This is a genomic window from Streptomyces alanosinicus (assembly GCF_014650595.1).
Classification (GTDB): Bacteria; Actinomycetota; Actinomycetes; order Streptomycetales; family Streptomycetaceae; genus Streptomyces; species Streptomyces alanosinicus.
Genome location: NZ_BMVG01000001.1, coordinates 554,602 through 577,496 on the forward strand (window position 1 = coordinate 554,602; position 22,895 = coordinate 577,496).

The following is a 22,895-nucleotide window of genomic DNA, read 5'->3' on the forward strand; positions in this document are numbered from 1 at the left end:
GCCCAGGCGGCGGCAGCCGCACATCAGACAGAGGCCCGCGCCCCTCAAAGGCGTTCCCGTGCCGCCCGTAGAAACTCCCGGACGATCCGCTCCCCTGCCAGCACCCCCCGCTCCGGCAGTGCCGCGATCTCCGGGGCCGTCCAGCCCGTGTCGGCCAGCTCGCCGTGGCCCGGCCGCCAGCCACGGTCGGCGGCGAGGAGCAGATCGGCGTCGAGCAGGGAGTCCCCGGCTGCCAGCGTCAGCTCCGCGCCGGTGCGGCGGGCGATCTCCCGTACCGCCGCGCTCTTGGTGAGCGGCTGCGGGACGGCGTAGATCTTGCGGCCCTGGAGCGAGACGGTCCAGCCCCGGTCCCGCGCCCACACCGTCAGCTCCTTCACCCAGTCCTCGGGCAGCAGCTCGCGCTCGACGACGAGATAGGCGAACAGGTCCTCGGCGACCCGGTGCTTGCGCAGCCAGGCGGGGTCGGCGGAGCGCCGCAGATGGTCGCGGACCTCCGCCAGCGGCGCGCACTCCGCGGCGAGCCGCGCCCGCACGCCCGCGTGCCAGTCCTCGTCGCTGACCCCGTCGACCAGCAGATGGCCGCCGTTGGCGCAGATCGCGTACGTCGGGGCCGGTCCGGGCAGGTTGACGCGCTGGTACTGCGCGCGCGTCCGGGTCGTCGTCGGCACGAAGACGGCCGTGTCACCGAGGTCGGTCAGCAGCCCCGCCGCCGTCTCGGTCATATAGGAGAGCGGCTCGGCCTCGTACACCTCCACGCACAGCAGCCGGGGCGCTGGGGGCACCTCCCGCGCGAGCGAAGCCGAGCGTGGGGGAGCGTCCGGCGAAGGCAGCGCGAGGGCCGCCGAGGAGTAGATCAGCGTACGGTCGAGGTCGCTCGCCACCAGCACCGGCATCAGACGGTCACCGCCTTGCCGTCGGCGCCCGTGGCACCGCGCGTGTACCGGGGGTGGATCAACCCGACGCAGGTGTACGGCAGTTCACGGGTCTCCTCGACCGGGACCCCGCGCTGCTCGGCGAGCAGCCGCACATGGGCGAGGTCGGCGCCGGCCCCTTCGCGGGCCAGGATCTTCCACGGCACCCGGCGCAGCAGCACCCGGGTGGTCTCGCCGACACCGGGCTTGACCAGGTTCACGTCGTGGATGCCGTACTCCTCGCTGATCCGCTCGACGGCCCGCCAGCCGGCCCAGGTCGGGCTGCGGTCCGCGGCCATCAGCTCCTTCACCGCCTCCTCGACGGTGTCGGCGACCTCGGGGAAGCGGGCGGAGACGGCGTCGAGGAAGGCCACGGAGACATCCGCGCCGGCGAGTTCGCGGTAGAACTTCCCGCCGTGGAAGTCGTCGGGGCCGACCAGGTCGGCGCGCAGGACCGTGCGCGAGATCAGCCCGGAGACGGTCGAGTTGAGGCAGGCGGAGGGGATGAGGAAGTCCTCGCGGGTGCCGTAGGTGCGTACGCAGGAGCCCGGGTCGGCGAGTACGGCGATCTCCGGGTCGAAACCGCTGATGCCCTCCTTCGCCTCGAACTCCTCGACGGCCTGGGCGAGTTCGCGGGTGATGGCGCCCTTGCCGGTCCAGCCGTCGACGAACACGACATCGCGCGGATCGTGGTGGGCGGCCAGCCAGCGCAGCGCGTTGGCGTCGATACCGCGGCCGCGCACGATGGACACGGCGTAGTGCGGGAGGTCCAGGCCGTGCCGGAACCGTGCCCAGCGGCGCATGAGGATGCCGACCGGGGTGCCCGCGCGGGCGAGGGAGACCAGCACCGGGCGCGGTGACCGCTCGGCGAGCACCGTCTCCGTCACGACCCCGACGGCCTGCGCGATACGGCCGCCGGAGGCGTCGAGCGCCGAGCGGAACAGCTCCTGGTACTGCTCGCTCGGCTGGTACTCCACCGGCAGCGACTCCGCGTAGTGCGCGCCGCCGCTCTGGATGGCCTCCTCCCGCTCCTCGGTCGGTGCCTCCAGGGTGACGTCGGAGAGGTCCTGGAGCAGCCAGCCGACCTCGTCGGGCGCGTACGAGGAGAATGCGGGGCCGCGGAGGGGCTCGGGCAGCATGGCCGGCCTTTCGGGAGCGGGCGGGACGTACGACGGGACGACCGCGAGCAGGACGTGCGGGGTGTGCGCGGCGAGCCGGGCCAGCAGGCCGTCGGGCGCGTGCAGCGCGGGGGTGTCGGCGGCGGAGTCGACCACGGCGACGACGGCGTCGAAGCCGCCGCCCGCCACGTTGTAGACGTAGCGCTCGCCGGGGCCGTCGGCCGGGTCGTCATGGGCGGGGAAGACCAGGCGGGTACGGATCGCATAGCCGGGGTCGTCCACCGCGAGGACGGGCGAGCGGGTGGTGGTGGAGAAACGCACCTCCGCGTCCGTGACCCGCTCCAGCTCACGGGCGAGGCGCAGCGGGGCGTACATCAGCTCCTCGAAGCCGAGGACGAGGACGCGGTGGGCACCGGGGGGCAGGGCGTCGCGTATGCGGGCGGCCATGGCGGGCAGCGCGGCTTCGAGGCGGGCCCGGTGGGCGGGCGTGAAGCCGTGGCGCCCGCCGTCGGGGAGGCCCGCCGGCCAGCTCAGGTCGAGGTGCTGTGCGTAAGGGGCGCGGGCAATCGCATCGGAGCCGCACCCGGCGGAGTCATGGCGACCCACCAGCTCCTGCCCCTTCTCCAGCACACCCGACGGCAGCCGCACGGTCCCGGACGCGGCGGCGACCAGATCCACCCGCGCCCCGATCTCATCGGCGAACCGTGCCATCCGGGCGGCGTCCTCAGTCGATCGCATATCGACCAGGGCGACCACCACATACCGCCGCCGCGGATACCGTTCATGCAGGTCACGGATGGTATTGAGGACGGTGTTGCCCGTGGAGAACTCATCGTCCACCAGCACCAGCGGACCGTCACCGGCCAGCAGAGCGGGGTCTTCGGGCAGCAGCAGATGCGATGTCGCGTGCGAATGCGACTCCTCGAACCCGCCCGCCCGGGCGACCCCCGCCACCGGGCGCCGCGTCGAGTGCAGATACGGCGCCGTACCGAGCCCGTCGGCGACCGCGTGGCCGAGCCCCGTCGCCGTCTCCGCGTAGCCGAGGACCACGGCGCCCGCGGCCTCCGCCGCGCCGAGCGTTGCGAGGACCCGTCGGCCCAGGCGGTGGCCGTGGTCGTAGACCAGCGCCGGCGACTGCGGCACATGCTTGCCGAGGACGTTGGACACCAGCAGATGGGCCCGCCTGGGATTGCGGCGCAGGGCGAGCCCCAGCAGGGCCGGCAGGCCGTCGTCTCCCATGAGTTCGACCCCGAGCCGCTCGGCGACCCAGCTGCCGGTCCAGACCTCGTCGCCGGCGGTCCGGGCTCCGTCGTTCACTGCGTTCTTCATGCGTTCCTTATTCCGGCGGCGAGCAGCTCCACGAAGCCCACGTCCTCGTGGGCCACGCCGAAGACCTCGGCGCGCAGCAGGGTCCGCTCGGCCCAGGCGCGGTGCGGCTTCACCTCGTTCATCTTGTTCGTATAGGCCGACCGCAGTACACCCCCGCCGCCGCGTTCCGGCCGCAGGATGTCCTGGGCGTCGCTGTACTCCTCGTGGCTGACCACGGACAGCGCGTGAACGGGCAGCACATGGGAGGGGTGGATGCAGGTCTTGCCGAGCAGGCCGTTCGCCTGGTCGAGGGAGATCTCCCGCAGCAGTCCGTCCATGGCGTGCTCGATCAGCTTCTCGCGCAGCTCGACGGCCTGCACCTCCAGGAAGGGGCTCTGCCGCAGCTGTGGCTTGAACATGCGCTCGGAGACCCGGAAGTACTCCCACACGGGCCCGGTCACGGTGAATCCGGAGCCGTCGGCGCGGCCCAGCATGTTCACGACGTCGGCGATCACGGAGGCGACGATCTGGACGTCGTAGGCGGTCATGTCGGGGGCGCGGCGCAGGCCGTAGGAGGAGCAGAAGTCGGTCACGCCGAGGCGGAGCGCCAGGACCCGCTCGCGGTACTTGGCGACGGCGCGGGCGATGCCTTCCAGGGTGTCCACGCGCGACTCGCGGTAGAGCAGCTCGGGGGACTCCAGGACGGGCATGGCGAACAGTCGGCTGCCGCTGTCGGCCTCGGCGTCCGCGAGGGCCTCCAGGAAGGGGATGCCGCGTTCCTCGGTGAACTTCGGCAGCACGAATCCGGACAGCAGCCGGGTGGACGCGCCGAGACGCCGTACGAGGTCGGGGATCTGCTCGGGCGTGCGCACCCGGATGAAGAGCAGCGGCGGCTCGACGCCGGGCCGGGCGGCCAGGTCGGCGAAGTGCCGGACGAGGTTCTCCTCTCCGGCCACGACGTCGGCGTCGTCGATCGAGTCCTCCAGGCACAGCACCATCGAGACCACGCCGCTGCCGGCCTGTTTGACGATGTCGTCGGCGAGCCGCGGCCGGGTGGCCGGGCTGTACAGGGTGGCGCCGAGGGCGGCGGCGAGCAGCCGGGCCGGAGAGTCGGCGGTGAACGCGCCGGGCTCCCGGTGGAAGAGGCGCTGCCGCACCTCGGGGGCGATGTGCCCGAAATGACGCATAGGACTCCCTCTGGGGTGCGAGCCGAGTCTGTGTTCGGTAAAAGGTGGCCGGTAATAGTACGTAGGGATCCATGTCATGGGTTCCCCACGGGCATGAATTTCCGGTAACTCACCCGTGTCGGCGCCGCCGCGGGAGACCGGTGGGAGACCACCCCCCGCATTGTCGTGGCCAGGACCGAGAAGGCAGGATGACCGCATGACGCACGCCATGCTGAAGGGGTCGAACGTCCCGCTGGAGGCCGAGACGGTCCGCGCCGTACTGCGCTGGACGCCCGGAGCGGGAGTTCCGGACGTGGACGCCTCGGCGCTGCTGCTGGGCCCCGACGGCCGGGTGCGCTCCGACGAGGACTTCGTCTTCTACAACCAGCCCCGGCACCCCTCCGGGAAGGTGTGGCGGCTGGGCAAGAAGCGCGTCGCGGAGGGACTGACCGACACGATCCAGACGGATCTGCCGGGTGTCGAGGCGGCCGTCGGCCGGATCGTGCTGGTGGCGTCCGCGGACGGGGTCGCCTTCGACCGGGTGCCGGCGCTGTGCGTCCTGCTGTACGACGCCGCGGTCGCCGACGGGGAGCCGCTGGCCCGGTTCGAGATCAAGCCGGAGACGGGCGCGGAGACCGCGCTGATCTGCGGTGAGCTGTACCGGCGCGGGGAGGGCTGGAAGTTCCGCGCGGTGGGCGAGGGGTACTCCAACGGCCTGCGGGGTCTCGCCACGGACTTCGGTATCTCGGTGGACGAGTCGGAGATGGCGGAGCCGCAGTCGTCCCAGCCGCTGCCGCCCGAGCGGCCGGTGCCCGCGGTGCCTCAGCAGCCGGCGCCCGCCGTGCCTCAGCAGCCGCCGGCCTACGGCTATCCGCAGCCGGCGGCGGCTGCGCCGGCGTACGGGTACCCGCAGCCGGTGCCCATGCCGGTGACGGTGCCCGGGCCGGCGGGGTCGGCTGATCCGAACTTCCGGTTGCCGCCGCAGGGGCCGCAGTTCATCGGGCGGTGAGCCCCGTCAGCGGTCGGCGGTCTTGTAGCCCCTGCCCCACTGCAGCCCCCAGCCGTACAGGCGGTCCAGTTCCCCCTGGAAGCCGTACACGAACTTCACCTCGCGGCGGACGACCAGCTCGCCCTTCACGTTCTCGATCATGACGACCGCGCAGGAGCGGGCCTGGGGGTGGCGTTCGTCGAGGCCTATCTCGATGCGGGGGCCGTTGCTGGGGTACAGCGTGACGATGGCGTGGGTGCGGTCGAAGGCCGGGGTCTGGTCGTAGATGTAGACGAAGACCAGCAGGCGTTTGATGGCGTCGCGGTGGTCGAGGTTGATGTACATCGTCTCGCCGGACGCCGAGCCGAACCGGTCGTCGCCGCTGAGCTTGATGTAGGGCGGCGCGTTGACGTCACCGAGGTAGTTGCCGAGCGGCTGGACGACGCCCTTCGTGCCGTCGGTCAGTTCGTAGAGGCAGCCCAGGTCGAGGTCGACATTGACCATGCTCTGGCCGTGGCCCAGCACCTCGGGCGGTTTGAGGGCCTTGAAGGGGTGGCGGAAGAGGCTGGTGCGTGCGGTGGTGCCGAAGTCGGACGTGCGCATCCGCCAGGTCAGATTGACGCGCAGATGGCCGGTCGCCGCGCCCTGTTTGGTGAGCGACACCGCCTGGTGCCGCCTGATGAGCTCGATGGCGTTGCTCGAGGCGTTGCCCGAGTCGAAGTCGGCGGCGTTGGCGCCCCGCAGCCCGTCGAAGAAACCCATTCCCGCCCCCTGGTAACTCTGTGAACACGATCGGGGCGGCCGACCTCGTCGGCCGCCCCGATCAGAGCGTTCCTCACCGGCAGGGGTGTCACACCCCTGAGGAGACCTCGGCCTTCTCGTCGCTGCCCTCGCCGGCCTCGGCCAGCGCGCGGTTGCGGCGGACGGAGGACCAGAAGGACAGGGCGATCAGCACGACGCCGACCAGGCCGGTGATGACCTCATTGATCTCGTACTGGATGGTGACCATGAGGATGACGGCCAGGGCGCCGATGGCGTAGTGGGCGCCGTGCTCCAGGAAGACGTAGTCGTCGAGGGTGCCCTGGCGGACCAGATAGACCGTGAGGGACCGGACGTACATCGCGCCGATGCCGAGGCCGAGGGCCATCATCACGATGTCGTTGGTGATGGCGAAGGCGCCGATCACGCCGTCGAAGGAGAAGGACGCGTCCAGGACCTCCAGGTAGAGGAACATGAAGAACGCGGCCTGGCCGGCCATCAGCACCGCCGGCTTCTTCCTGCCGGTGCGGGCGGCCTCTTCCTCCTCCTCGTGCTCGCGCTCCTCCTCTTCCTCCAGCCGGTCCTCGAAGTAGCCGGACAGACCGCCGACGATCATGTACGTGATCAGGCCGGCGATGCCGGAGATCAGGACCGTCTGTGCCTTGTCGACATGGGCGCCACCGTGCTGGTGGGCGTGGACGGCGAAGGTGAAGGAGGTGATCAGCAGGACGATCAGGGCGATGCAGACCGCCAGCATGTCGACCTTGCCGAGCTTGGCGAGCGGCCGCTCGATCCAGCGCAGCCACTGGATGTCCCGGTCCTCGAAGATGAAGTCCAGGAAGATCATCAACAGGAACATGCCACCGAAGGCGGCGATCGCCGGGTGGGCGTCGGTGACCAGCTGCTGGTAGCGGTCCTTGTCGCTGAAGGCGAGGTGCACCGCGTCGACGGGGTTGAGTTTGGCGGTGATGGCCACGATGACGACCGGGAAGACCAGCCGCATGCCGAAGACCGCGATGAGAACGCCGACCGTGAGGAAGATCTTCTGCCAGAAGGCATTCATCTTCTTCAGGATCCCGGCGTTGACCACCGCGTTGTCGAACGACAGCGAGATCTCCAGGATGGCGAGGATCGCCACGACGCCGAATGCCTCCCACCCCCCGTAGAAGACCGCGGCGACCAGGCCGAGCGCGGTTACCGCGAACGACCAGCCGAAGGTTTTCAGAAGCACTGGCTACCCAATCATCTAGGTACGGGTCTCCCCCGTGCCGTACTCGGCTTTGCTAAACGTTGACCCCGAGTGTAGAGGTGCACCCTACCGGCGGTACCAGTGCCTACGAAACGTTCACTCCGAAGTCCAGGGCGATACCACGCAGACCCGAGGCGTAGCCCTGGCCCACGGCCCGGAACTTCCACTCTCCCTGGTACCGGTACAGCTCGCCGAAGATCATGGCGGTCTCGGTGGAGGCGTCCTCGCTCAGGTCGTAGCGCGCCAGTTCCTGGCCGTCGGCCTGGTTCACGACCCGGATGAAGGCGTTGGAGACCTGGCCGAAGGTCTGGCCCCGCTCGTCCGCCATATGGATCGAGACCGGGAAGGCGATCTTCTCGCACTGCGGCGGGACCTTGGCGAGGTCGACCAGAATCGATTCGTCGTCGCCCTCGCCCTCACCGGTGAGGTTGTCACCGGTGTGCTCGACCGAGCCCTCGGGGCTCTTGAGCTGGTTGTAGAAGACGAAGTACTCATCGCCCAGGACGCGGTTGCCCGCGCCGCACAGCAGCGCGCTGGCGTCCAGGTCGAAGGGGGCGCCGGTGGTGGAACGCGCGTCCCAGCCGAGCCCGATCAAGACGTTGGTGAGGTTCGGTGCGGCTTTGGAGAGGGAGACATTGCCTCCCTTGGCGAGCGTGACGCCCATGATGCTGGTCCTCCCCTAGTGGTGCTGTTCTGGTTGTCCTGCGCGTCCGGCGCCGCCCGTAAACGGTGCGGCGCCGGACGGAATGCGCGGGCTGTCGTACGTCAGACGTTGACGCCGAAGTCCTGGGCGATGCCGCGCAGACCGGAGGCGTACCCCTGGCCGATGGCGCGGAACTTCCACTCCGCCCCGTGCCGGTACAGCTCGCCGAAGACCATGGCGGTCTCGGTGGAGGCGTCCTCGCTCAGGTCGTAGCGGGCGATCTCCGTGCCGCCGGCCTGGTTCACCACGCGGATGTAGGCGTTGCGGACCTGGCCGAAGGACTGCTGGCGGTTCTCCGCGTCGTAGATCGACACCGGGAAGACGATCTTCTCGATGTCGGCGGGGACGCCTGCGAGGTTGACCTTGATCACCTCGTCGTCGCCCTCGCCCTCACCGGTGAGGTTGTCACCGGTGTGCTCGACCGAGCCCTCGGGGCTCTTGAGGTTGTTGAAGAAGACGAAGTGCTGGTCGCTCGCGACCTTGCCGGAGTTGTTCAGCAGCAGCGCGCTGGCGTCGAGGTCGAAGTCACTGCCGGTCGTGGTGCGGGCGTCCCAGCCCAGACCGACGAGGACCGCGGTCAGTCCGGGGGCCTCCTTCGTCAGCGATACGTTGCCGCCCTTGCTGAGGCTGACTCCCACGTGTCCTCCATGTGGTGTCCAGGGGCGGGAAGCCCCGTCGTGCTTCGGTTATGGGATCAACGTGCCGATCCTAGTGAGGGGTTCCCACCCCCCGCAGACCCTGGACCCGGAGAATCGCAGGTGTCGGCCACGGTCGGCCTACAGGGTGTCGAGCGCCTCCACATACGCGTTCAGGTCGCGTGCGTCCGGCAGGCCGTTGACCACGGTCCACCGCACGACGCCTTCCTTGTCGATGATGAAGGTGCCCCGGACGGCGCATCCCTTGTCCTCGTCGAAGACGCCGTACTGGCGCGAGACGTTGCCGTGCGGCCAGAAGTCGCTGAGCAGCGGGTACTCCAGGCCCTCCTGCTCGGAGAAGACACGCAGGGTGTGGATGGAGTCGTTGGAGACGGCGAGCAGCTGGGTGTCGTCGTTGACGAACTTCGGCAGGTTGTCGCGCAGCTCGCACAGCTCCCCGGTGCACACACCGGTGAAGGCGAACGGATAGAAGAGCAGGACCACGTTCTTGGCGCCGCGGAAGTCCGAGAGCCTCACGGCCTTGCCGTGGTTGTCCTTGAGCTCGAAGTCGGGGGCCTTGTCGCCGACCTGGATCGCCATCGGGATGTTTCCCTTTCGGTGGGCTGTTCGGAGGAGAACAGCCTACGGCGGCGGGGGCGGCGGTCACCTGGAGGGACCACCGCCCCCGCGTCGCTCACCTGGGGGAGGCACTCACCGCTTGGCGGCGGCCTTCGGGGTGGACAGCCTGCTGCCGTTCCAGTCCTTGCCCACGCTGATGCCCTTGGTCTGCGACAGACCGGCTGTCCGCGCCGCGTCACTGATGTCGCTGGGCTCGATGTAGCCGTCCCGGCCGGTCTTCGGCGTGAGGAGGACGATCTGGCCATCCTCTTCGAGGAGCCCGATGGCATCGACCAGTGCGTCGGTCAGGTCGCCGTCATCGTCACGGAACCACAGCAACACGGCGTCGGCCACGTCGTCGTAGTCCTCGTCCACCAGCTCGCTGCCGATGGCTCCCTCGATGGACTCGCGGAGCTCCTGGTCCACGTCGTCGTCGTAGCCGAGCTCCTGGACCACCTGGTCGGGCTGGAACCCCAGCCTGACGGCCAGGCTCGTCTCCGCGTGGTCCGCGGTCGCGCTCACGGTCTGCCTCCTGATCATGTCTTTGGGAAAAACTCAGCCACGCGCGTGCGCGCGTTGCCTGGCCGTAGTCCACACGGGCGGGACGGATCGCGCAAGTACCCGGCCGTTCAGACCGCCGAAACGGTGACGATACCGGCCTTGTCACCGCAACTCCTTGCACCGTATCCCGATTCAGCGTGGCCCACGTCTCAGGCATTTGCCTGTTTTGTTCCGCCTCTCGAACATCTTTGCCAAGCCTGTCACACCCCGGGCGTATCGTTGCGTTTTGACCGGTGGAGATGACGTACACCGCCCCGAGGTACACGATGGGGTGCGGTGCAGGCAGGTGCAGAAAAGCAGGGAACAGCAGAAAATCGGCCCTCTGACAGGTAAGGAACAGCGTGGCTTCCGGATCCGATCGCAATCCGATCATCATTGGCGGCCTTCCGAGTCAGGTTCCTGACTTCGATCCCGAAGAGACCCAGGAGTGGCTCGACTCCCTCGACGCCGCCGTTGACGAGCGAGGCCGCGAGCGGGCCCGCTATCTCATGCTCCGGCTGATCGAACGCGCCCGCGAGCGGCGCGTGTCCGTGCCCGAGATGCGCAGCACGGACTACGTCAACACGATCGCCACCAAGGACGAGCCGTTCTTCCCGGGCAACGAGGAGATCGAGCGCAGGATCCTCAACGCGACCCGCTGGAACGCGGCGGTGATGGTCTCGCGCGCCCAGCGCCCCGGCATCGGCGTCGGCGGCCACATCGCCACCTTCGCCTCCTCCGCCTCGCTCTACGACGTGGGCTTCAACCACTTCTTCCGCGGCAAGGACGGGGGCGACGGCGGCGACCAGGTCTTCTTCCAGGGCCACGCCTCGCCGGGCATCTACGCCCGCGCGTATCTGCTCGACCGGCTCACCGAGGACCAGCTCGACGGCTTCCGCCAGGAGAAGTCGAAGTACCCCGACGGCCTGTCGAGTTATCCGCACCCGCGCTCCATGCCGGACTTCTGGGAGTTCCCGACCGTCTCCATGGGCCTCGGCCCGCTCGGCGCGATCTACCAGGCGCGGATGAACCGCTATATGGAGGCGCGCGGCATCGCCGACACCTCGAAGTCGCACGTATGGGCGTTCCTCGGGGACGGCGAGATGGACGAGCCGGAATCGCTCGGCCAGCTGTCCATCGCGGCTCGAGAGGGACTGGACAACCTGACCTTCGTGGTCAACTGCAATCTGCAGCGCCTGGACGGCCCGGTGCGCGGCAACGGCAAGATCATCCAGGAGCTGGAGTCGGTCTTCCGGGGTGCCGGCTGGAACGTGATCAAGCTGGTCTGGGACCGCACCTGGGACCCGCTGCTCGCGCAGGACCGCGACGGCGTGCTGGTCAACAAGATGAACACGACCCCGGACGGCCAGTTCCAGACGTACGCCACGGAGTCCGGCGCGTACATCCGCGACCACTTCTTCGGCGACGACCAGCGGCTGCGCGCCATGGTCGAGAACATGACCGACGACCAGATCCTGCACCTGGGCCGCGGCGGTCACGACCATCGCAAGATCTACGCGGCGTTCAAGGCGGCCAAGGAGCACAAGGGCCAGCCGACGGTCATCCTGGCCAAGACGATCAAGGGCTGGACGCTCGGTCCCAACTTCGAGGGCCGCAACGCCACGCACCAGATGAAGAAGCTGACGGTCGACGACCTCAAGCGCTTCCGCGACCGTCTGCACCTGCCGATCACGGACCAGCAGCTGGAGTCCGGCCTGCCGCCGTACTACCACCCGGGCCGGGACACCGACGAGATCCAGTACATGCACGACATGCGCAAGCAGTGCGGCGGGTACGTCCCGACGCGCGTCGTGCGTTCCGCGCCGCTCGCGCTGCCGGACGACAAGACCTACGCGAGCGTGAAGAAGGGCTCTGGCCAGCAGTCCATCGCCACGACGATGGCGTTCGTACGGCTGCTGAAGGACCTCATGCGGGACAAGGAGATCGGCCGGCGTTTCGTGCTGATCGCGCCGGACGAGTACCGCACGTTCGGCATGGACTCCTTCTTCCCGAGCGCGAAGATCTACAACCCGCTCGGCCAGCAGTACGAGGCCGTGGACCGGGACCTGCTCCTCGCCTACAAGGAGTCGCCGACCGGCCAGATGCTGCATGACGGCATCTCCGAGGCGGGCTGCACGGCCTCGCTGATCGCGGCGGGCTCGGCCTACGCCACGCACGGCGAGCCGCTGATCCCGGTCTACGTCTTCTACTCGATGTTCGGTTTCCAGCGCACGGGTGACCAGTTCTGGCAGATGGCCGACCAGCTGGCGCGCGGTTTCGTACTGGGCGCGACCGCCGGTCGTACGACCCTGACCGGTGAGGGTCTGCAGCACGCGGACGGCCACTCCCAGCTGCTCGCCTCGACGAACCCGGCCTGCGTGGCCTACGACCCGGCGTACTCGTACGAGATCGCGCATATCGTCCAGGACGGACTGCGCCGGATGTACGGCGGCGACGCCGAGCATCCGCACGGCGAGGACGTCTTCTACTACCTGACCGTCTACAACGAGCCCATCCAGCACCCGGCCGAGCCGGAGAACGTGGACGTCGAGGGCATCCTCAAGGGCGTCCACAAGCTGAGCGAGGGCACGGCGGGGTCGGTCCCGGCCCAGATCATGGCGTCGGGTGTGGCGGTGCCGTGGGCCCTTGAGGCACGGCGGATCCTCGCCGAGGACTGGAATGTGCGCGCCGCCGTCTGGTCGGCCACGTCCTGGAACGAGCTGCGCCGTGAGGCGGTGGCGTGCGAGGAGCACAATCTGCTGCATCCGGAGGAGGAGCAGCGGGTGCCGTATGTGACGCGGAAACTCAGCGGCGCCGAGGGGCCGTTCGTGGCCGTGTCCGACTGGATGCGATCGGTTCCCGACCAGATCGCGCGGTGGGTGCCGGGTACGTATCAGTCGCTCGGCGCGGACGGCTTCGGCTTCGCCGACACCCGGGGTGCGGCGCGCCGCTTCTTCCACATCGACGCGCAGTCGATCGTCGTCGCGGTGCTGACGGAGCTGGCGCGGGAGGGCAAGGTCGACCGGTCCGTGCTGAAGCAGGCCGTCGACCGGTACCAGTTGCTGGATGTCTCGGCGGCGGATCCGGGAGCGGCCGGGGGCGACGCGTAGGCGGCAACGGGAGTGGGGGTGCGGGGCCATCGCCGGGTGCGGGTGAGTGGGTGGCTTGTCGCGCGGTTCCCCGAGCCCCTCAGGGGGTTGCACTGCAACTCCCCCAGGGGCGCGGAGAACTGAGCGACCGGCCACACCCGACCCGCACCCGGCGACGACGAGCACCCCCCACCCCCGTTGCCGAATCCGCCGAAGCGCCGCAGGCCCGCGCAGCCCCCTCCGCAGCGCGCGCCGCGGCCCGGCGGTCCTCCCATGTCCTGCGGAGGACTTGACCCACTGTGACCTGCGGCGCGCACCCGGTGCGAGGGATCTTTACCGGAGTCACCCTGATAGGCGAAATCCGCCGCTGACGGGGTTTCAGATGTGGCCCACGCCCGCGCCCGACTCCGCGTTCGCGCCCCGCTTGGTGAGCAGTGCGACGAAGACGGCGACCGCCGCCACGCCGGCCGCGACCAGGGAGGCGAGGCTCATGCCGGAGACGAAGGTGTGATGGGCGACGTCGGTGATCTTCGCGGCGACCTGCTCGGGCACGCCCTTGGGCACCGGCGCGACACCGACCTGGACCGCCTCCGAGGCCTTGTCCAGCTGATCCGGGGTCAGCTTCGGCAGCCCGGCCCCGGTCCAGTTGCCCGGCAGGTCGCTGTCGACCTTGGAGGCCATCACGGCGCCCAGCACCGCCGTGCCGAGGCTGCCGCCGATCTGCATCGCGGCCTGCTGGAGGCCGCCGGCCACGCCGGACAGCTCCATGGGGGCGTTGCCGACGATGACCTCGGTGGCGCCGACCATGACCGGGGCCAGGCCGAGCCCGAGCAGGGCGAACCAGACGGACATGACACCGCTGCCGGTGTCGGCCCGGAGCGTCGACATGCCGTACATGGCGACGGTGGTGGCGAGCATGCCGCCGGCCAGCGGGATGCGCGGGCCGAGCTTGGTGATCGCGGCGCCGGCGAGCGGCGAGCCGACGATCATCATGCCGGTGAGCGGCAGCAGATGCAGGCCCGCGTCGATCGGGCTCATGCCGTGGACGTTCTGGAGGTAGAACGTCACGAAGAACAGGCCGCCCATGAAGGCGATGGCCATGAGGACCATCAGCACGACGCCCGCCGAGAGGGGTATCGAGCGGAACAGGCCGAGCGGGATCAGCGGCTCCCTGACCCGTGTCTCCCAGACGGAGAACAGCACGAAGAGCACCACGGACGCGGCGATGAAGATCCACGTCCTGCCGTCGCCCCAGCCCCAGGCCGGGGCCTTGATGAGCGCCCACACCAGGCAGAACATCGCGCCGGAGAGCAGGGCGATGCCGAGGAGGTCGAAGGAGCGCGGGGCGTTCTCGGCGCGGTGGTCGAGCAGGATCAGCACGCCGAGGACCAGGGCGAGGGCGCCGACCGGCACGTTGATGAAGAACACCGACTGCCAGCTGACGTGCTGCACCAGCACACCGCCGAGGATCGGGCCGCCCGCGGTGGACGCGCCGATCACCATGCCCCAGATGCCGATGGCCATGTTGAGCTTCTCGGCCGGGAAGGTGGCCCGCAGCAGGCCGAGCGCGGCCGGCATCAGCAGCGCGCCGAACAGGCCCTGGAAGACGCGGAAGGTGACGACCGCGGCGATGCTGTTCGACAGCCCGATGGCGCCCGAGGCGGCGGCGAAGCCGGTGACGCCGATGAGGAAGGTCTGCCGGTGGCCGAAGCGGTCACCGAGCTTGCCCGCGGTGATCAGGGAGACCGCGAGGGCGAGGAAGTAGCCGTTGGTGATCCACTGCACCTGGGCGAAGGTGGCCCCCAGGTCCTTCTGGATCGCCGGGTTGGCGATGGCCACGATGGTGCCGTCGAGGGCCACCATCATGACGCCCACGGCGACGGTGATGAGGGTGAGCCAAGGATGGCCGCGCAGCCCCGCGGCCGGAGCCGGCGCGAGCGGGGCTTCCGAGCTCTTGTCCCCCGGCCCCGTCGCGTCGATGGTGGTCTGACTAGTCATACGTCAGAGGCTAGTGACAGCGTCTGACATTTGACAAACGATTCCATCCGTCAGTAACTGACACATATGGAAACACTGCGCGAACGCAAGAAACAGCGCACCCGGGAGGCGCTGCTGCGGGCCGCTCTGGAGCTGTTCACCACCCAGGGGTACGAGCACACCACCGTCGACGAGATCGCCGAGGCCGTCGACGTCTCCCAGCGCACCTTCTTCCGTTACTTCGCGGGCAAGGAGGACGTGGCCTTCACCGTGCAGGCCATGACCGAGGAGCACTTCGTCGCCGCCCTGCGGGCGCGCCCGGCGCACGAGGCGCCGATGCAGGCCCTGCGGCAGGCGGTCCTGGAGGGCTGGGACGCGATCCGCGAGACCGTCGAGACGGCCGTCCCGGTCGATCTGCATCTGCGGATGTACCGGACCATCGAGTCGACGCCCGCACTGCTCGCCGCCCATCTGCTCCGCTCGGCGGAGACGGAGGAGACGATCGCGCGCCTGCTGGCCGAGCGCGAGGGCGTGGACGTGGACACCGACCCGCGCCCGCGACTCGCCGTGGCCATGTTCGGCGCGGTGATAAGGGTCACCGAGCGGCAGTGGTGCACGGGCGACGACTTCAGCCTGGCGGCCATCCGCCAACTCACCGCGTCCCACCTGGACCAGGCGGGTTCGGCGCTCACCGGGAACTGGCGCGAGAACCGAGATCGTTGACGGGCAGTTCGGCCTATCACGAAACGTGATCCCCATCACTCGGTTACCCCGAGACCCTCCCGTTCTCCTAGTGTGTCCTCCCAGTGACTTCCTTCGACACCTCCCCGCAATTGAACGTCTGGCGCGCACTGCTGGCGCTGGCCGTGGTGTTCGTGATGCTCGCGACCACCGGCTGGACCGCCCTGCGCACCCACCGGGAGTCGACCGAACTCCAGGCCTCGCTCGACAAGTGGCGGCACGGCAGCATCCACGGCCTGCATCTGCCGGACCCCGAGGCCGCACCGGCCCGGCTCGGCCGTTTCTTCGCCTCCCTCGGCCCCGAGGACCAGAGCCGGCTCGCCCACCGCTACCCGCTCGCGGTCGGCAACATGAACGGCGCGCCCGCCGCCCTGCGCTACCGCGCCAACCACATCGCGCTGGAGCAGGCCCGCAAGGTCGAGAAGAAGCGCATGCACGACGGCCGGCTCAGCACGGCCGGCCAGCAGGACGCGGGCCGTCGTATGCACCGCTACGAGTCCCTGCTGACCGCCGGCCGGCAGATCCTCGCCTTCGACCCCGAGGGCTCGGGCCGCGTCGCGGAGGTGTTCGGGAACCTGGACACGGCCCAGCGGGTCTCGGTCGTCGTCCCCGGCGTCGACACCGATCTGCTCACCTTCCAGAAGACCTACCGCCCGTACAGCGCCCCGGTCGGCATGGCCAAGGCGCTGTACGCGGCGGAGCGCGCCCAGAGCCCCGCGACCCGCACGGCCGTGATCGCCTGGGCCGACTACACCGCCCCCGACGGACTCGGCGTGGACGCGGCCACGGGCCTGCGCGCCGAGGAGGGCGCCCTGCGGCTGAACGCCCTGGTGGGCGGCCTGCCCGGCCGGGCCCCGGTGGCGATGATCTGCCACAGCTACGGCACGGTGGTCTGCGGTGTCGCCGCGCACTCCATGCCGGACCGGGTGAGTGACATCGCGGTGGCCGCGAGCCCCGGTATGCGGGTCTCCGCCGCCTCCCATCTGGGCACCGGGGCCCGGGTGTGGGCCATGCGGGACGCCACCGACTGGATCCAGGACGTGCCGTATCTGGAGCTGGGCGGGCTCGGGCACGGCGCCGACCCGGTGTCCTCGGGATTCGGCGCGCGGGTGCTGTCCGCCCGGGACGCGCTCGGACACGCCGGCTATTTCCAGCCGGGCACGGACAGCCTGCGCAACCTCGCCGCCGTCGGCGTCGGCGCGTACGACGAGGTGACGTGCGCACGCGAGAACGACGTGTGCCGGGCCGGTCTGCCCGGCACGACGACGGCCGGACGCGCGTAGAAACAGCAGGAAGTGCGGTCTGCGCGGGTGGCGACGGAGGAGCACGTGCCGCATACGATGAGCCGCATGGGTGACGTACTGGCGGGTTTTCATGCCGTCTGGGAGTTCGAGTCCGACTCCGTGCTCATCCGTTACGAACGGGGGATTCGGACACCGAAGTTGTTCCAGGCGCTCGGGGAGCGGCGCGTCCCGCTGTCCGCGGTCGAGGGCGTGACCCTCGCCCCGGGCAAACGCGGCACCGTCGTGCTGCGGCTGCTGCTGCGCGTCGGTGCCGATCCGCTGCTCCAGGCGGCCGCCGGGCAGCTGAAGGAGGGCTCCGATCCCTACCGGCTGGTGCTGCCGGCCGAGCGGGAGACGCTCGCCGAGTACTACGCGGACGAGCTGAAGGGGCTGCTCGCCGAGTCCGAGTCGGGGCCGGCCGACCGGTACCTGGTGCCGGCGCCCGAGGCGCCGCTGCAGTTCAAGGCGTACGACGGGAAGGCGTCGTTCGACGGGACGTCCGTGCAGTTCCGCTGGTCGTGGACGGGGGCGTCGTCGGCGAAGTGGAAGGCCGGCGACCAGAGCTTCGCGGTGGCCGACCTGGCCGATGTGGAGTGGCGCTCGCCGGAGGTGTTCGAGGGACATCTGCGGCTGATCAGACGCGCGGCGGACGCGGAGGCGGCCGGGCCGGCCGATCAGGATCCCGCGGCCGTCGTCTTCGGGCTGGGATACGGGCCGGTGCACGAGTCGCTGCCGTTCGCCGCGGCCGTGCTCGCCGCCGTACGCACGCGGGGGCCGGTACCCGTGGTAGCGGCCCCCGCACGGCGCGACCCCGCCGATATCGCCGAGCGGATCCGGCATCTCGGCGAACTGCATCAGGCCGGGCTGGTCACCGACGAGGAGTTCGCCGCCAAGAAGGCGGAGCTGCTGGCGGAGCTGTGAGCTACTCCCGGCCCGCGGAGGTGAACGCCATGTCCGCGTACCGGTCGCCGGCCACCGCGCCCGCGATCGGCTCCAGCCGGGCCAGTTCCCCGGCGGTGAGGGTGAGGGCGGTCGCCGCCGCGTTCTCCGCCACCCGGCCCGGCTTGCGGGTGCCCGGGATCGGGACGACCGGGAGGCCGTCGATCGTGGCGCGCTGCTGCACCCAGGCCAGGGCGATCTGGCCGGGGGTGGCGTCATGGGCCGCGGCGATGGCGCGCAGGGGCTCCAGGAGGGCCGCGTTGGCGGTCGCGTTGGCACCGGTGAAGCGGGGCTGGTGACGACGGAAGTCGTCGGCCGTCAGGTCCTGTTCGGCATCGGTGAAGGAGCCGGTGAGGAAGCCGCGGCCGAGCGGCGAGTACGGCACCAGGGCGACGCCCAGCTCACGCGCGGCCGGTACGACCTTCGCCTCGATGTCCCGGCTGAACAGGGACCACTCCGACTGGACGGCCGCGATCGGGTGCACGGCGTGCGCGGCGCGCAGTTCGTCCGCGGTGACCTCGCTCAGCCCGAGGTGCTTGACCTTGCCCTCGCGCACCAGCTCGGCCATCGTGCCGACGGTCTCCTCGATGGGGACGTTCACATCGCGGCGGTGCATGTAGTAGAGGTCGATCACATCGACGCCGAGCCGCTTCAGGCTGGCCTCGACGGCCTCGCGGATGTACGGCGCGTCGTTGCGGATGATCCGCTTGACCGGGTCGCCCTCCGGGATCGACAGGGCGAACTTGGTGGCGATGACCACCTCGTCCCGGTGCGCCGTGAAGAACGGCGACAGGAACCGCTCGTTGTCCCCTGCGGCGTAGGCGTCCGCCGTGTCGTACAGCGTCACCCCCAGCTCCAGCGCCCGCTCCAGCGCGGCGCGGGCCTGGCCGGCGTCCGTGGGGCCGTAGGCGAAGCTCATGCCCATGCAGCCGAGGCCCTGTACGCCGACCTCCGGTCCGCCCTCGCCGAGCCGTGCCGTCGCGATCCTGGCGTCGGTCATCGCGTGATCCCCTCCGTCGCATAAAAACTGATCTTGGTGTCGAGCACGGCGAGCGTGTCCCGCAGTTCGGCGATCCTGGTCAGCACGTCCCGGCGGGTCGACTCCAGCAGGTCCTTCCGCTCCCCGTAGGTGCTCTCGCCCTCCCGGACCAGCTCCGCGTACCGGACCATGTCCGCCACCGGCATGCCGGTCAGCCGCAGCTTGGTCACGAAGTCCAGCCAGTCCAGGTCGCGGTTGCTGTAGCGCCGCTGGCCGGTGTGCGAACGGTCGACGTGCGGCATCAGACCGATCCGCTCGTACCAGCGCAGGGTGTGCGCGGTCAGCCCGGTGAACGCGACGACCTCGCTGATCGTGTAGCGGTCCTCGCCGTCGGGTCGTGGATGGCTTCTGGGCGGGGCGGAGCAGATGTCGGCGGGGGCCGTGTGCGCGGTGTCCGCTGGCGTGGTCTGCATCACCGTCATGACCTCCACGCTATGACCTTGGAGTGCACTCCAAGCAAGCGGATCCGGTAAGAAATCCGCAGGACGCGGGCGGGGGCGCGGGGCTAACGTGCCCCGCATGAGTCTTGCACGCCGGGCTCTGCCCGAGGATGCCGGTGAAGTGCTGCGCCTGCGGCAGGTCATGATCGACTCGATCTGGAGCGGGGGCGGCGGCCACGGTCCGACCAACTGGCACGCCGAGTCCCTGCCGACGCTGCGGGAGCGGCTGGCGCGGGCCGACGGGGACTTCGCGGCCTTCGTCGTGGACCATCCGGACCGGCCGGGGGCGCTGGCCGCGCTGGTGGCCGGGACGCTGGAGTACCGGATCGGGAAGGCCGGCAATCCGCACGGGCGGGTCGGGCATGTGTTCAGCGTGGCCACCGACCCGGACGCCCGCCGCCGCGGGTACGCGCGCGTGTGCATGGAGGAGCTGCTGGCCTGGTTCCGGGCGCGGGGCGCCAGACATGTGCTGCTCAACGCCTCCCCCGCGGCCGAACCGCTGTACGCCTCGCTCGGCTTCACCCGTGACCCCGACCCGTCGATGCGGCTGCCGCTGTGAGCCGCATAGGCTCGGCGGCATGTCGTTGAACAGCCTGACCAGCCTGGCCTCGGTCGAGAACTGGCCCGTGCCCACCGCCGCGGCGGGCGTCGTACGAGCCGACGGGACCGTCCTCGGCACGCACGGCCCCGTCGGGCACCGCTTTCCGCTCGCCTCGGTCACCAAGCCGCTGGCGGCCTACGCGGCGCTCGTCGCCTACGAGGAGGGCGCGATCGAGCTGGACGAGCCGGCCGGGCCGCCCGGTGCGACCGTCCGCCATCTGCTCGCGCACACCTCCGGGCTGGCCTTCGACGAGCACCGGGTGACGGCTTCGCCCGGGGAGCGGCGGCTGTACTCCAACGCCGGGTTCGAGCAGCTCGGCGACCACATCGCCAAGGCCACGGACATCCCCTTCGCGGAGTATCTGCGGCAGGCGGTGCTGGAGCCGCTGGGGATGACCTCGACGACGCTGGCGGGCTCCCCCGCGAAGGACGGCGTCTCCACGGTGGCCGATCTGCTGCGGTTCGCGGCGGAGGTGCAGCTGCCGCGGCTGCTGGATCCGCGGACGGTCGCGGAGGCGATGAGCGTGCAGTACCCGGGGACGAAGGGGGTGCTGCCGGGGTACGGGCACCAGAACCCGAACGACTGGGGGCTGGGCTTCGAGATCCGCGACGCCAAGTCACCGCACTGGACGGGGAGTTCGTCCTCCGCGCGGACCTTCGGGCACTTCGGCCAGTCCGGTACGTTCCTGTGGGTCGATCCCGTCGCCGGTGCGGCCGGCGTCGCCCTGACGGACCGGGCGTTCGGGCCGTGGGCGGTCGAGGCGTGGCCGGCCTTCACGGACGCGGTGCTCGCGGAGCTGCGCGGCTGACACCCGTGCCGCCTACGCCCCCATCTCCCACATCAGCAGTTCCGCCGGGGCCTCGGCCAGCGCCTGGAGGCCGGGGGTCCCGGTGATCCGGGCCGCGTCGCCGGGGCCGAGGGCCTGGCCCGCCAGCGCGACCTGCCCGTGCACCACGTGGACGTACACGTACGCCGCGTCGGGCACCGCCGTCCGCTCCCCGGCCGCGAGCCGGCGGACATGCAGCATCGCGCCCGCCGCCGGTACGGCGTACGGCGTGGAGTCGGCGATCCCCGGGATGATCTCGTACGACGGCACCCCGCCGGGGTTCCGCGGGGCCAGCCACATCTGGAGGAAGGTGAGGGGCGACGAGCCGTCGTTGCGTTCCACATGGCGGACACCCGCCGCCGAGCTGAGGCGTTGTACGTCGCCGGGGCGGACCCGGGTCTCGTGGCCGGCGGAGTCGCGGTGGGTCAGCTCGCCCTCGATCACCCAGGTGACGATCTCGGTGTGGCTGTGCGAGTGTTCGTCGAAGCCGGCGCCGGGCGCGAGCCGCTCCTCGTTGCAGGCGATGACCGCGCCGAAGCGGAGGTTGCCGGGGTCGTAGTGCGGGCCGAAGGAGAAGGCGTGCCACGACTCGATCCCGGACTCCGCATCGCCCCCTGGATAGCGCTCACCGGCGCGCCGTACGTCCATCACGACCACCACCGTAGCTCCCCTCCGTCGCAGCACAGCCCCACCCGGCGGCGCGCACCGGCGTCCGGATAAGGCAGTCTTGTCCCCGTGCCCGAACCCGAATCCCGCACCCGCGACTCCCACGCCGAACGCCACGGACACGACGGCCATCCGCATGCCGCGACCCTGAAGCGGCTGGAGAAGTCCTCCGGGTCCCTCGCCGCGCAGGCCATCGCACGCATGGACGAGACCCTGTCGTGGTACCGGGCCATGCCCCCGGAGAACCGCTCCTGGATCGGGCTGGTCGCCCAGGCGGGCATCGCGGCCTTCACCGAGTGGTTCCGGCACCCGGACGCCCCGCAGGCGATCTCCACCGATGTGTTCGGGACGGCGCCGCGCGAGCTGACCCGGGCCATCACGCTGCGGCAGACCGTGGAGATGGTGCGGACCACCATCGAGGTCATGGAGAGCGCCATCGACGAGGTGGCCGCTCCCGGTGACGAGAGCGTGCTGCGCGAAGCACTGCTCGTGTACGCGCGGGAGATCGCCTTCGCCACCGCGCAGGTGTACGCCCAGGCCGCCGAGGCACGCGGTGCCTGGGACGCGCGGCTGGAGTCGCTGGTGGTCAACGCGGTGCTCAGCGGGGAGGCCGACGAGGGGGCAGTCAGCCGGGCCGCCGCGCTCGGCTGGAACTCGCCGGACCATGTGTGTGTGGTGCTCGGGACCGCGCCGGACGGGGACAGCGAGCTGACCGTCGAGGCGATCCGGCGGGCCGCCCGGCACGCCAAGCTGCAGGTGCTCACCGGTGTGCTCGGGGACCGGCTCGTCGTCATCGCGGGCGGCAGCCCCCATCCGCTCGCCGTCGCCAAGTCGCTCATCGGGCCCTTCGCCGCCGGGCCGGTCGTCGCGGGGCCCGTCGTACCGGATCTGCTGGCCGCCACCCGGTCCGCGCAGGCCGCCGCCGCGGGCCTGAAGGCGTGTTCCGCCTGGCAGGACGCGCCACGGCCGGTGCTGGCGGACGATCTGCTGCCGGAGCGCGCGATCGCGGGCGATCCGAGCGCCCGCGAACAGCTGGTGGAGGAGATCTACAGACCGTTGGAGGAAGCGGGTTCCGCGCTGCTGGAGACCCTGAGCGTCTACCTGGAGCAGGCGAGCAGCCTGGAAGGCGCGGCCCGGATGCTCTTCGTTCACCCGAACACCGTGCGCTACCGGCTCCGACGTGTGACTGACGTCACCGGCTGGTCGCCATCGGATGTACGATCCGCGTTCACGCTGCGGATCGCGCTCATCCTCGGGCGTCTGGCCGACGGCGAGGCCCCGGCATAAGGTTTTGTCGGG

21 protein-coding genes are annotated in these 22,895 nt (G+C 70.4%); 8 read left to right on the forward strand and 13 right to left on the reverse strand.

Features of this window, described 5'->3' with window-relative positions; all coding sequences use genetic code 11:
* Positions 1-44 precede the first annotated feature (44 nt).
* Genes IE277_RS02535 through IE277_RS02545 form a run of 3 tightly spaced genes read right to left on the reverse strand, consistent with a single transcriptional unit; the run spans position 45 to position 4,524 of the window.
* Positions 45-893: an HAD family hydrolase gene (locus IE277_RS02535; RefSeq protein ID WP_189948051.1), complete on the reverse strand. Its 849-nt coding sequence runs from the start codon at positions 891-893 to the stop codon at positions 45-47.
* Positions 893-3,358, reverse strand: a complete 2,466-nt coding sequence (locus tag IE277_RS02540) for a phosphoribosyltransferase (protein WP_189948053.1) — start codon at positions 3,356-3,358, stop codon at positions 893-895. Before IE277_RS02540 ends, IE277_RS02535 begins: the two co-directional genes overlap by 1 nt.
* Positions 3,355-4,524, reverse strand: coding sequence for an HpcH/HpaI aldolase/citrate lyase family protein (locus IE277_RS02545; RefSeq protein WP_189948055.1), 1,170 nt, complete (start codon positions 4,522-4,524; stop codon positions 3,355-3,357). The genes IE277_RS02540 and IE277_RS02545 overlap by 4 nt, the downstream gene beginning before the upstream one ends.
* A gap of 196 nt (positions 4,525-4,720) precedes the next feature.
* On the opposite strand from IE277_RS02545, the gene IE277_RS02550 reads away from it, so the two are divergent.
* A complete protein-coding gene (locus tag IE277_RS02550) occupies positions 4,721-5,512 on the forward strand; it encodes a TerD family protein (protein WP_189948057.1) in 792 nt (263 codons plus the stop codon).
* A gap of 6 nt (positions 5,513-5,518) precedes the next feature.
* Here the strand turns inward: IE277_RS02550 and IE277_RS02555 are convergent, their stop codons facing one another.
* The 6 genes from IE277_RS02555 to IE277_RS02580 all read right to left on the reverse strand — a co-directional run bounded on the left by IE277_RS02555 (position 5,519) and on the right by IE277_RS02580 (position 9,977).
* On the reverse strand, positions 5,519-6,253 hold the full coding sequence (locus IE277_RS02555; protein ID WP_189948059.1) for a TerD family protein: 735 nt from the start codon (positions 6,251-6,253) through the stop codon (positions 5,519-5,521).
* 88 nt (positions 6,254-6,341) lie between these two features.
* A complete protein-coding gene (locus IE277_RS02560) occupies positions 6,342-7,481 on the reverse strand; it encodes a DUF475 domain-containing protein (protein WP_189948061.1) in 1,140 nt (379 codons plus the stop codon).
* Positions 7,482-7,584: 103 nt separating this feature from the next.
* Positions 7,585-8,163 carry a TerD family protein gene (locus IE277_RS02565; protein WP_189948063.1) on the reverse strand — a complete coding sequence of 193 codons (579 nt, stop codon included), beginning with the start codon at positions 8,161-8,163 and terminating at the stop codon, positions 7,585-7,587.
* Positions 8,164-8,264: 101 nt separating this feature from the next.
* Positions 8,265-8,840: a TerD family protein gene (locus tag IE277_RS02570; protein ID WP_189948065.1), complete on the reverse strand. Its 576-nt coding sequence runs from the start codon at positions 8,838-8,840 to the stop codon at positions 8,265-8,267.
* 138 nt (positions 8,841-8,978) lie between these two features.
* Positions 8,979-9,437 (reverse strand): peroxiredoxin, encoded by a 459-nt coding sequence (locus tag IE277_RS02575; RefSeq protein ID WP_189948068.1) that lies wholly within the window; start codon positions 9,435-9,437, stop codon positions 8,979-8,981.
* Between the two features lie 111 nt (positions 9,438-9,548).
* Positions 9,549-9,977, reverse strand: a complete 429-nt coding sequence (locus IE277_RS02580; protein WP_189948069.1) for a DUF3052 domain-containing protein — start codon at positions 9,975-9,977, stop codon at positions 9,549-9,551.
* A 380-nt stretch (positions 9,978-10,357) separates the two neighbouring features.
* Between IE277_RS02580 and aceE the strand changes: the two genes are divergently transcribed.
* The gene (gene aceE / locus IE277_RS02585; protein ID WP_189948071.1) at positions 10,358-13,105 is read left to right on the forward strand and encodes a pyruvate dehydrogenase (acetyl-transferring), homodimeric type; all 2,748 of its coding nucleotides are present in this window, start codon (positions 10,358-10,360) and stop codon (positions 13,103-13,105) included.
* A gap of 357 nt (positions 13,106-13,462) precedes the next feature.
* Here aceE and IE277_RS02590 read toward each other — a convergent pair whose 3' ends face one another.
* Positions 13,463-15,082 carry an MFS transporter gene (locus tag IE277_RS02590; RefSeq protein WP_189948073.1) on the reverse strand — a complete coding sequence of 540 codons (1,620 nt, stop codon included), beginning with the start codon at positions 15,080-15,082 and terminating at the stop codon, positions 13,463-13,465.
* A gap of 66 nt (positions 15,083-15,148) precedes the next feature.
* Here IE277_RS02590 and IE277_RS02595 point away from each other — a divergent pair, with 66 nt between their 5' ends.
* The 3 genes from IE277_RS02595 to IE277_RS02605 all read left to right on the forward strand — a co-directional run bounded on the left by IE277_RS02595 (position 15,149) and on the right by IE277_RS02605 (position 18,006).
* A complete protein-coding gene (locus tag IE277_RS02595; RefSeq protein WP_189948075.1) occupies positions 15,149-15,784 on the forward strand; it encodes a TetR family transcriptional regulator in 636 nt (211 codons plus the stop codon).
* A gap of 83 nt (positions 15,785-15,867) precedes the next feature.
* Complete coding sequence (locus tag IE277_RS02600; RefSeq protein ID WP_189948076.1) at positions 15,868-17,085, forward strand: alpha/beta hydrolase; 1,218 nt, start codon at positions 15,868-15,870, stop codon at positions 17,083-17,085.
* Between the two features lie 66 nt (positions 17,086-17,151).
* A complete protein-coding gene (locus IE277_RS02605; protein WP_189948078.1) occupies positions 17,152-18,006 on the forward strand; it encodes a DUF4429 domain-containing protein in 855 nt (284 codons plus the stop codon).
* Position 18,007: 1 nt separating this feature from the next.
* On the opposite strand, the gene IE277_RS02610 is transcribed toward IE277_RS02605, so the two are convergent.
* Positions 18,008-19,024 carry an aldo/keto reductase gene (locus IE277_RS02610; protein WP_189948080.1) on the reverse strand — a complete coding sequence of 339 codons (1,017 nt, stop codon included), beginning with the start codon at positions 19,022-19,024 and terminating at the stop codon, positions 18,008-18,010.
* Entirely contained in the window at positions 19,021-19,485 is a 465-nt protein-coding gene (locus IE277_RS02615) for a MerR family transcriptional regulator (RefSeq protein ID WP_189948082.1), read from the reverse strand. Before IE277_RS02615 ends, IE277_RS02610 begins: the two co-directional genes overlap by 4 nt.
* 97 nt (positions 19,486-19,582) lie before the next feature.
* Between IE277_RS02615 and IE277_RS02620 the strand changes: the two genes are divergently transcribed.
* Both IE277_RS02620 and IE277_RS02625 read left to right on the forward strand, forming a co-directional pair.
* Positions 19,583-20,062, forward strand: a complete 480-nt coding sequence (locus IE277_RS02620; RefSeq protein WP_189948084.1) for a GNAT family N-acetyltransferase — start codon at positions 19,583-19,585, stop codon at positions 20,060-20,062.
* Positions 20,063-20,081: 19 nt separating this feature from the next.
* On the forward strand, positions 20,082-20,912 hold the full coding sequence (locus tag IE277_RS02625) for a serine hydrolase domain-containing protein (protein WP_189948086.1): 831 nt from the start codon (positions 20,082-20,084) through the stop codon (positions 20,910-20,912).
* A gap of 12 nt (positions 20,913-20,924) precedes the next feature.
* Here the strand turns inward: IE277_RS02625 and IE277_RS02630 are convergent, their stop codons facing one another.
* A complete protein-coding gene (locus IE277_RS02630) occupies positions 20,925-21,578 on the reverse strand; it encodes a pirin family protein (RefSeq protein WP_189949171.1) in 654 nt (217 codons plus the stop codon).
* Between the two features lie 87 nt (positions 21,579-21,665).
* Between IE277_RS02630 and IE277_RS02635 the strand changes: the two genes are divergently transcribed.
* Positions 21,666-22,883 (forward strand): PucR family transcriptional regulator, encoded by a 1,218-nt coding sequence (locus IE277_RS02635; RefSeq protein WP_189948088.1) that lies wholly within the window; start codon positions 21,666-21,668, stop codon positions 22,881-22,883.
* The last annotated feature ends 12 nt before the right edge of the window (positions 22,884-22,895 follow it).

Excerpts from the sequence above, each read along its gene's own strand:
- IE277_RS02540 (WP_189948053.1), bottom strand. The coding sequence starts at position 3,358 with ATGAAGAACGCAGTGAACGACGGAGCCCGGACCGCCGGCGACGAGGTC.
- IE277_RS02630 (WP_189949171.1), bottom strand. The coding sequence starts at position 21,578 with ATGGACGTACGGCGCGCCGGTGAGCGCTATCCAGGGGGCGATGCGGAG.
- IE277_RS02550 (WP_189948057.1), top strand. The coding sequence starts at position 4,721 with ATGACGCACGCCATGCTGAAGGGGTCGAACGTCCCGCTGGAGGCCGAG.
- IE277_RS02575 (WP_189948068.1), bottom strand. The coding sequence starts at position 9,437 with ATGGCGATCCAGGTCGGCGACAAGGCCCCCGACTTCGAGCTCAAGGAC.
- IE277_RS02605 (WP_189948078.1), top strand. The coding sequence starts at position 17,152 with ATGGGTGACGTACTGGCGGGTTTTCATGCCGTCTGGGAGTTCGAGTCC.
- IE277_RS02625 (WP_189948086.1), top strand. The coding sequence starts at position 20,082 with ATGTCGTTGAACAGCCTGACCAGCCTGGCCTCGGTCGAGAACTGGCCC.
- IE277_RS02590 (WP_189948073.1), bottom strand. The coding sequence starts at position 15,082 with ATGACTAGTCAGACCACCATCGACGCGACGGGGCCGGGGGACAAGAGC.
- IE277_RS02615 (WP_189948082.1), bottom strand. The coding sequence starts at position 19,485 with ATGACGGTGATGCAGACCACGCCAGCGGACACCGCGCACACGGCCCCC.
- IE277_RS02535 (WP_189948051.1), bottom strand. The coding sequence starts at position 893 with ATGCCGGTGCTGGTGGCGAGCGACCTCGACCGTACGCTGATCTACTCC.
- IE277_RS02620 (WP_189948084.1), top strand. The coding sequence starts at position 19,583 with ATGAGTCTTGCACGCCGGGCTCTGCCCGAGGATGCCGGTGAAGTGCTG.
- IE277_RS02555 (WP_189948059.1), bottom strand. The coding sequence starts at position 6,253 with ATGGGTTTCTTCGACGGGCTGCGGGGCGCCAACGCCGCCGACTTCGAC.
- IE277_RS02565 (WP_189948063.1), bottom strand. The coding sequence starts at position 8,163 with ATGGGCGTCACGCTCGCCAAGGGAGGCAATGTCTCCCTCTCCAAAGCC.
- IE277_RS02545 (WP_189948055.1), bottom strand. The coding sequence starts at position 4,524 with ATGCGTCATTTCGGGCACATCGCCCCCGAGGTGCGGCAGCGCCTCTTC.
- IE277_RS02595 (WP_189948075.1), top strand. The coding sequence starts at position 15,149 with ATGGAAACACTGCGCGAACGCAAGAAACAGCGCACCCGGGAGGCGCTG.
- IE277_RS02610 (WP_189948080.1), bottom strand. The coding sequence starts at position 19,024 with ATGACCGACGCCAGGATCGCGACGGCACGGCTCGGCGAGGGCGGACCG.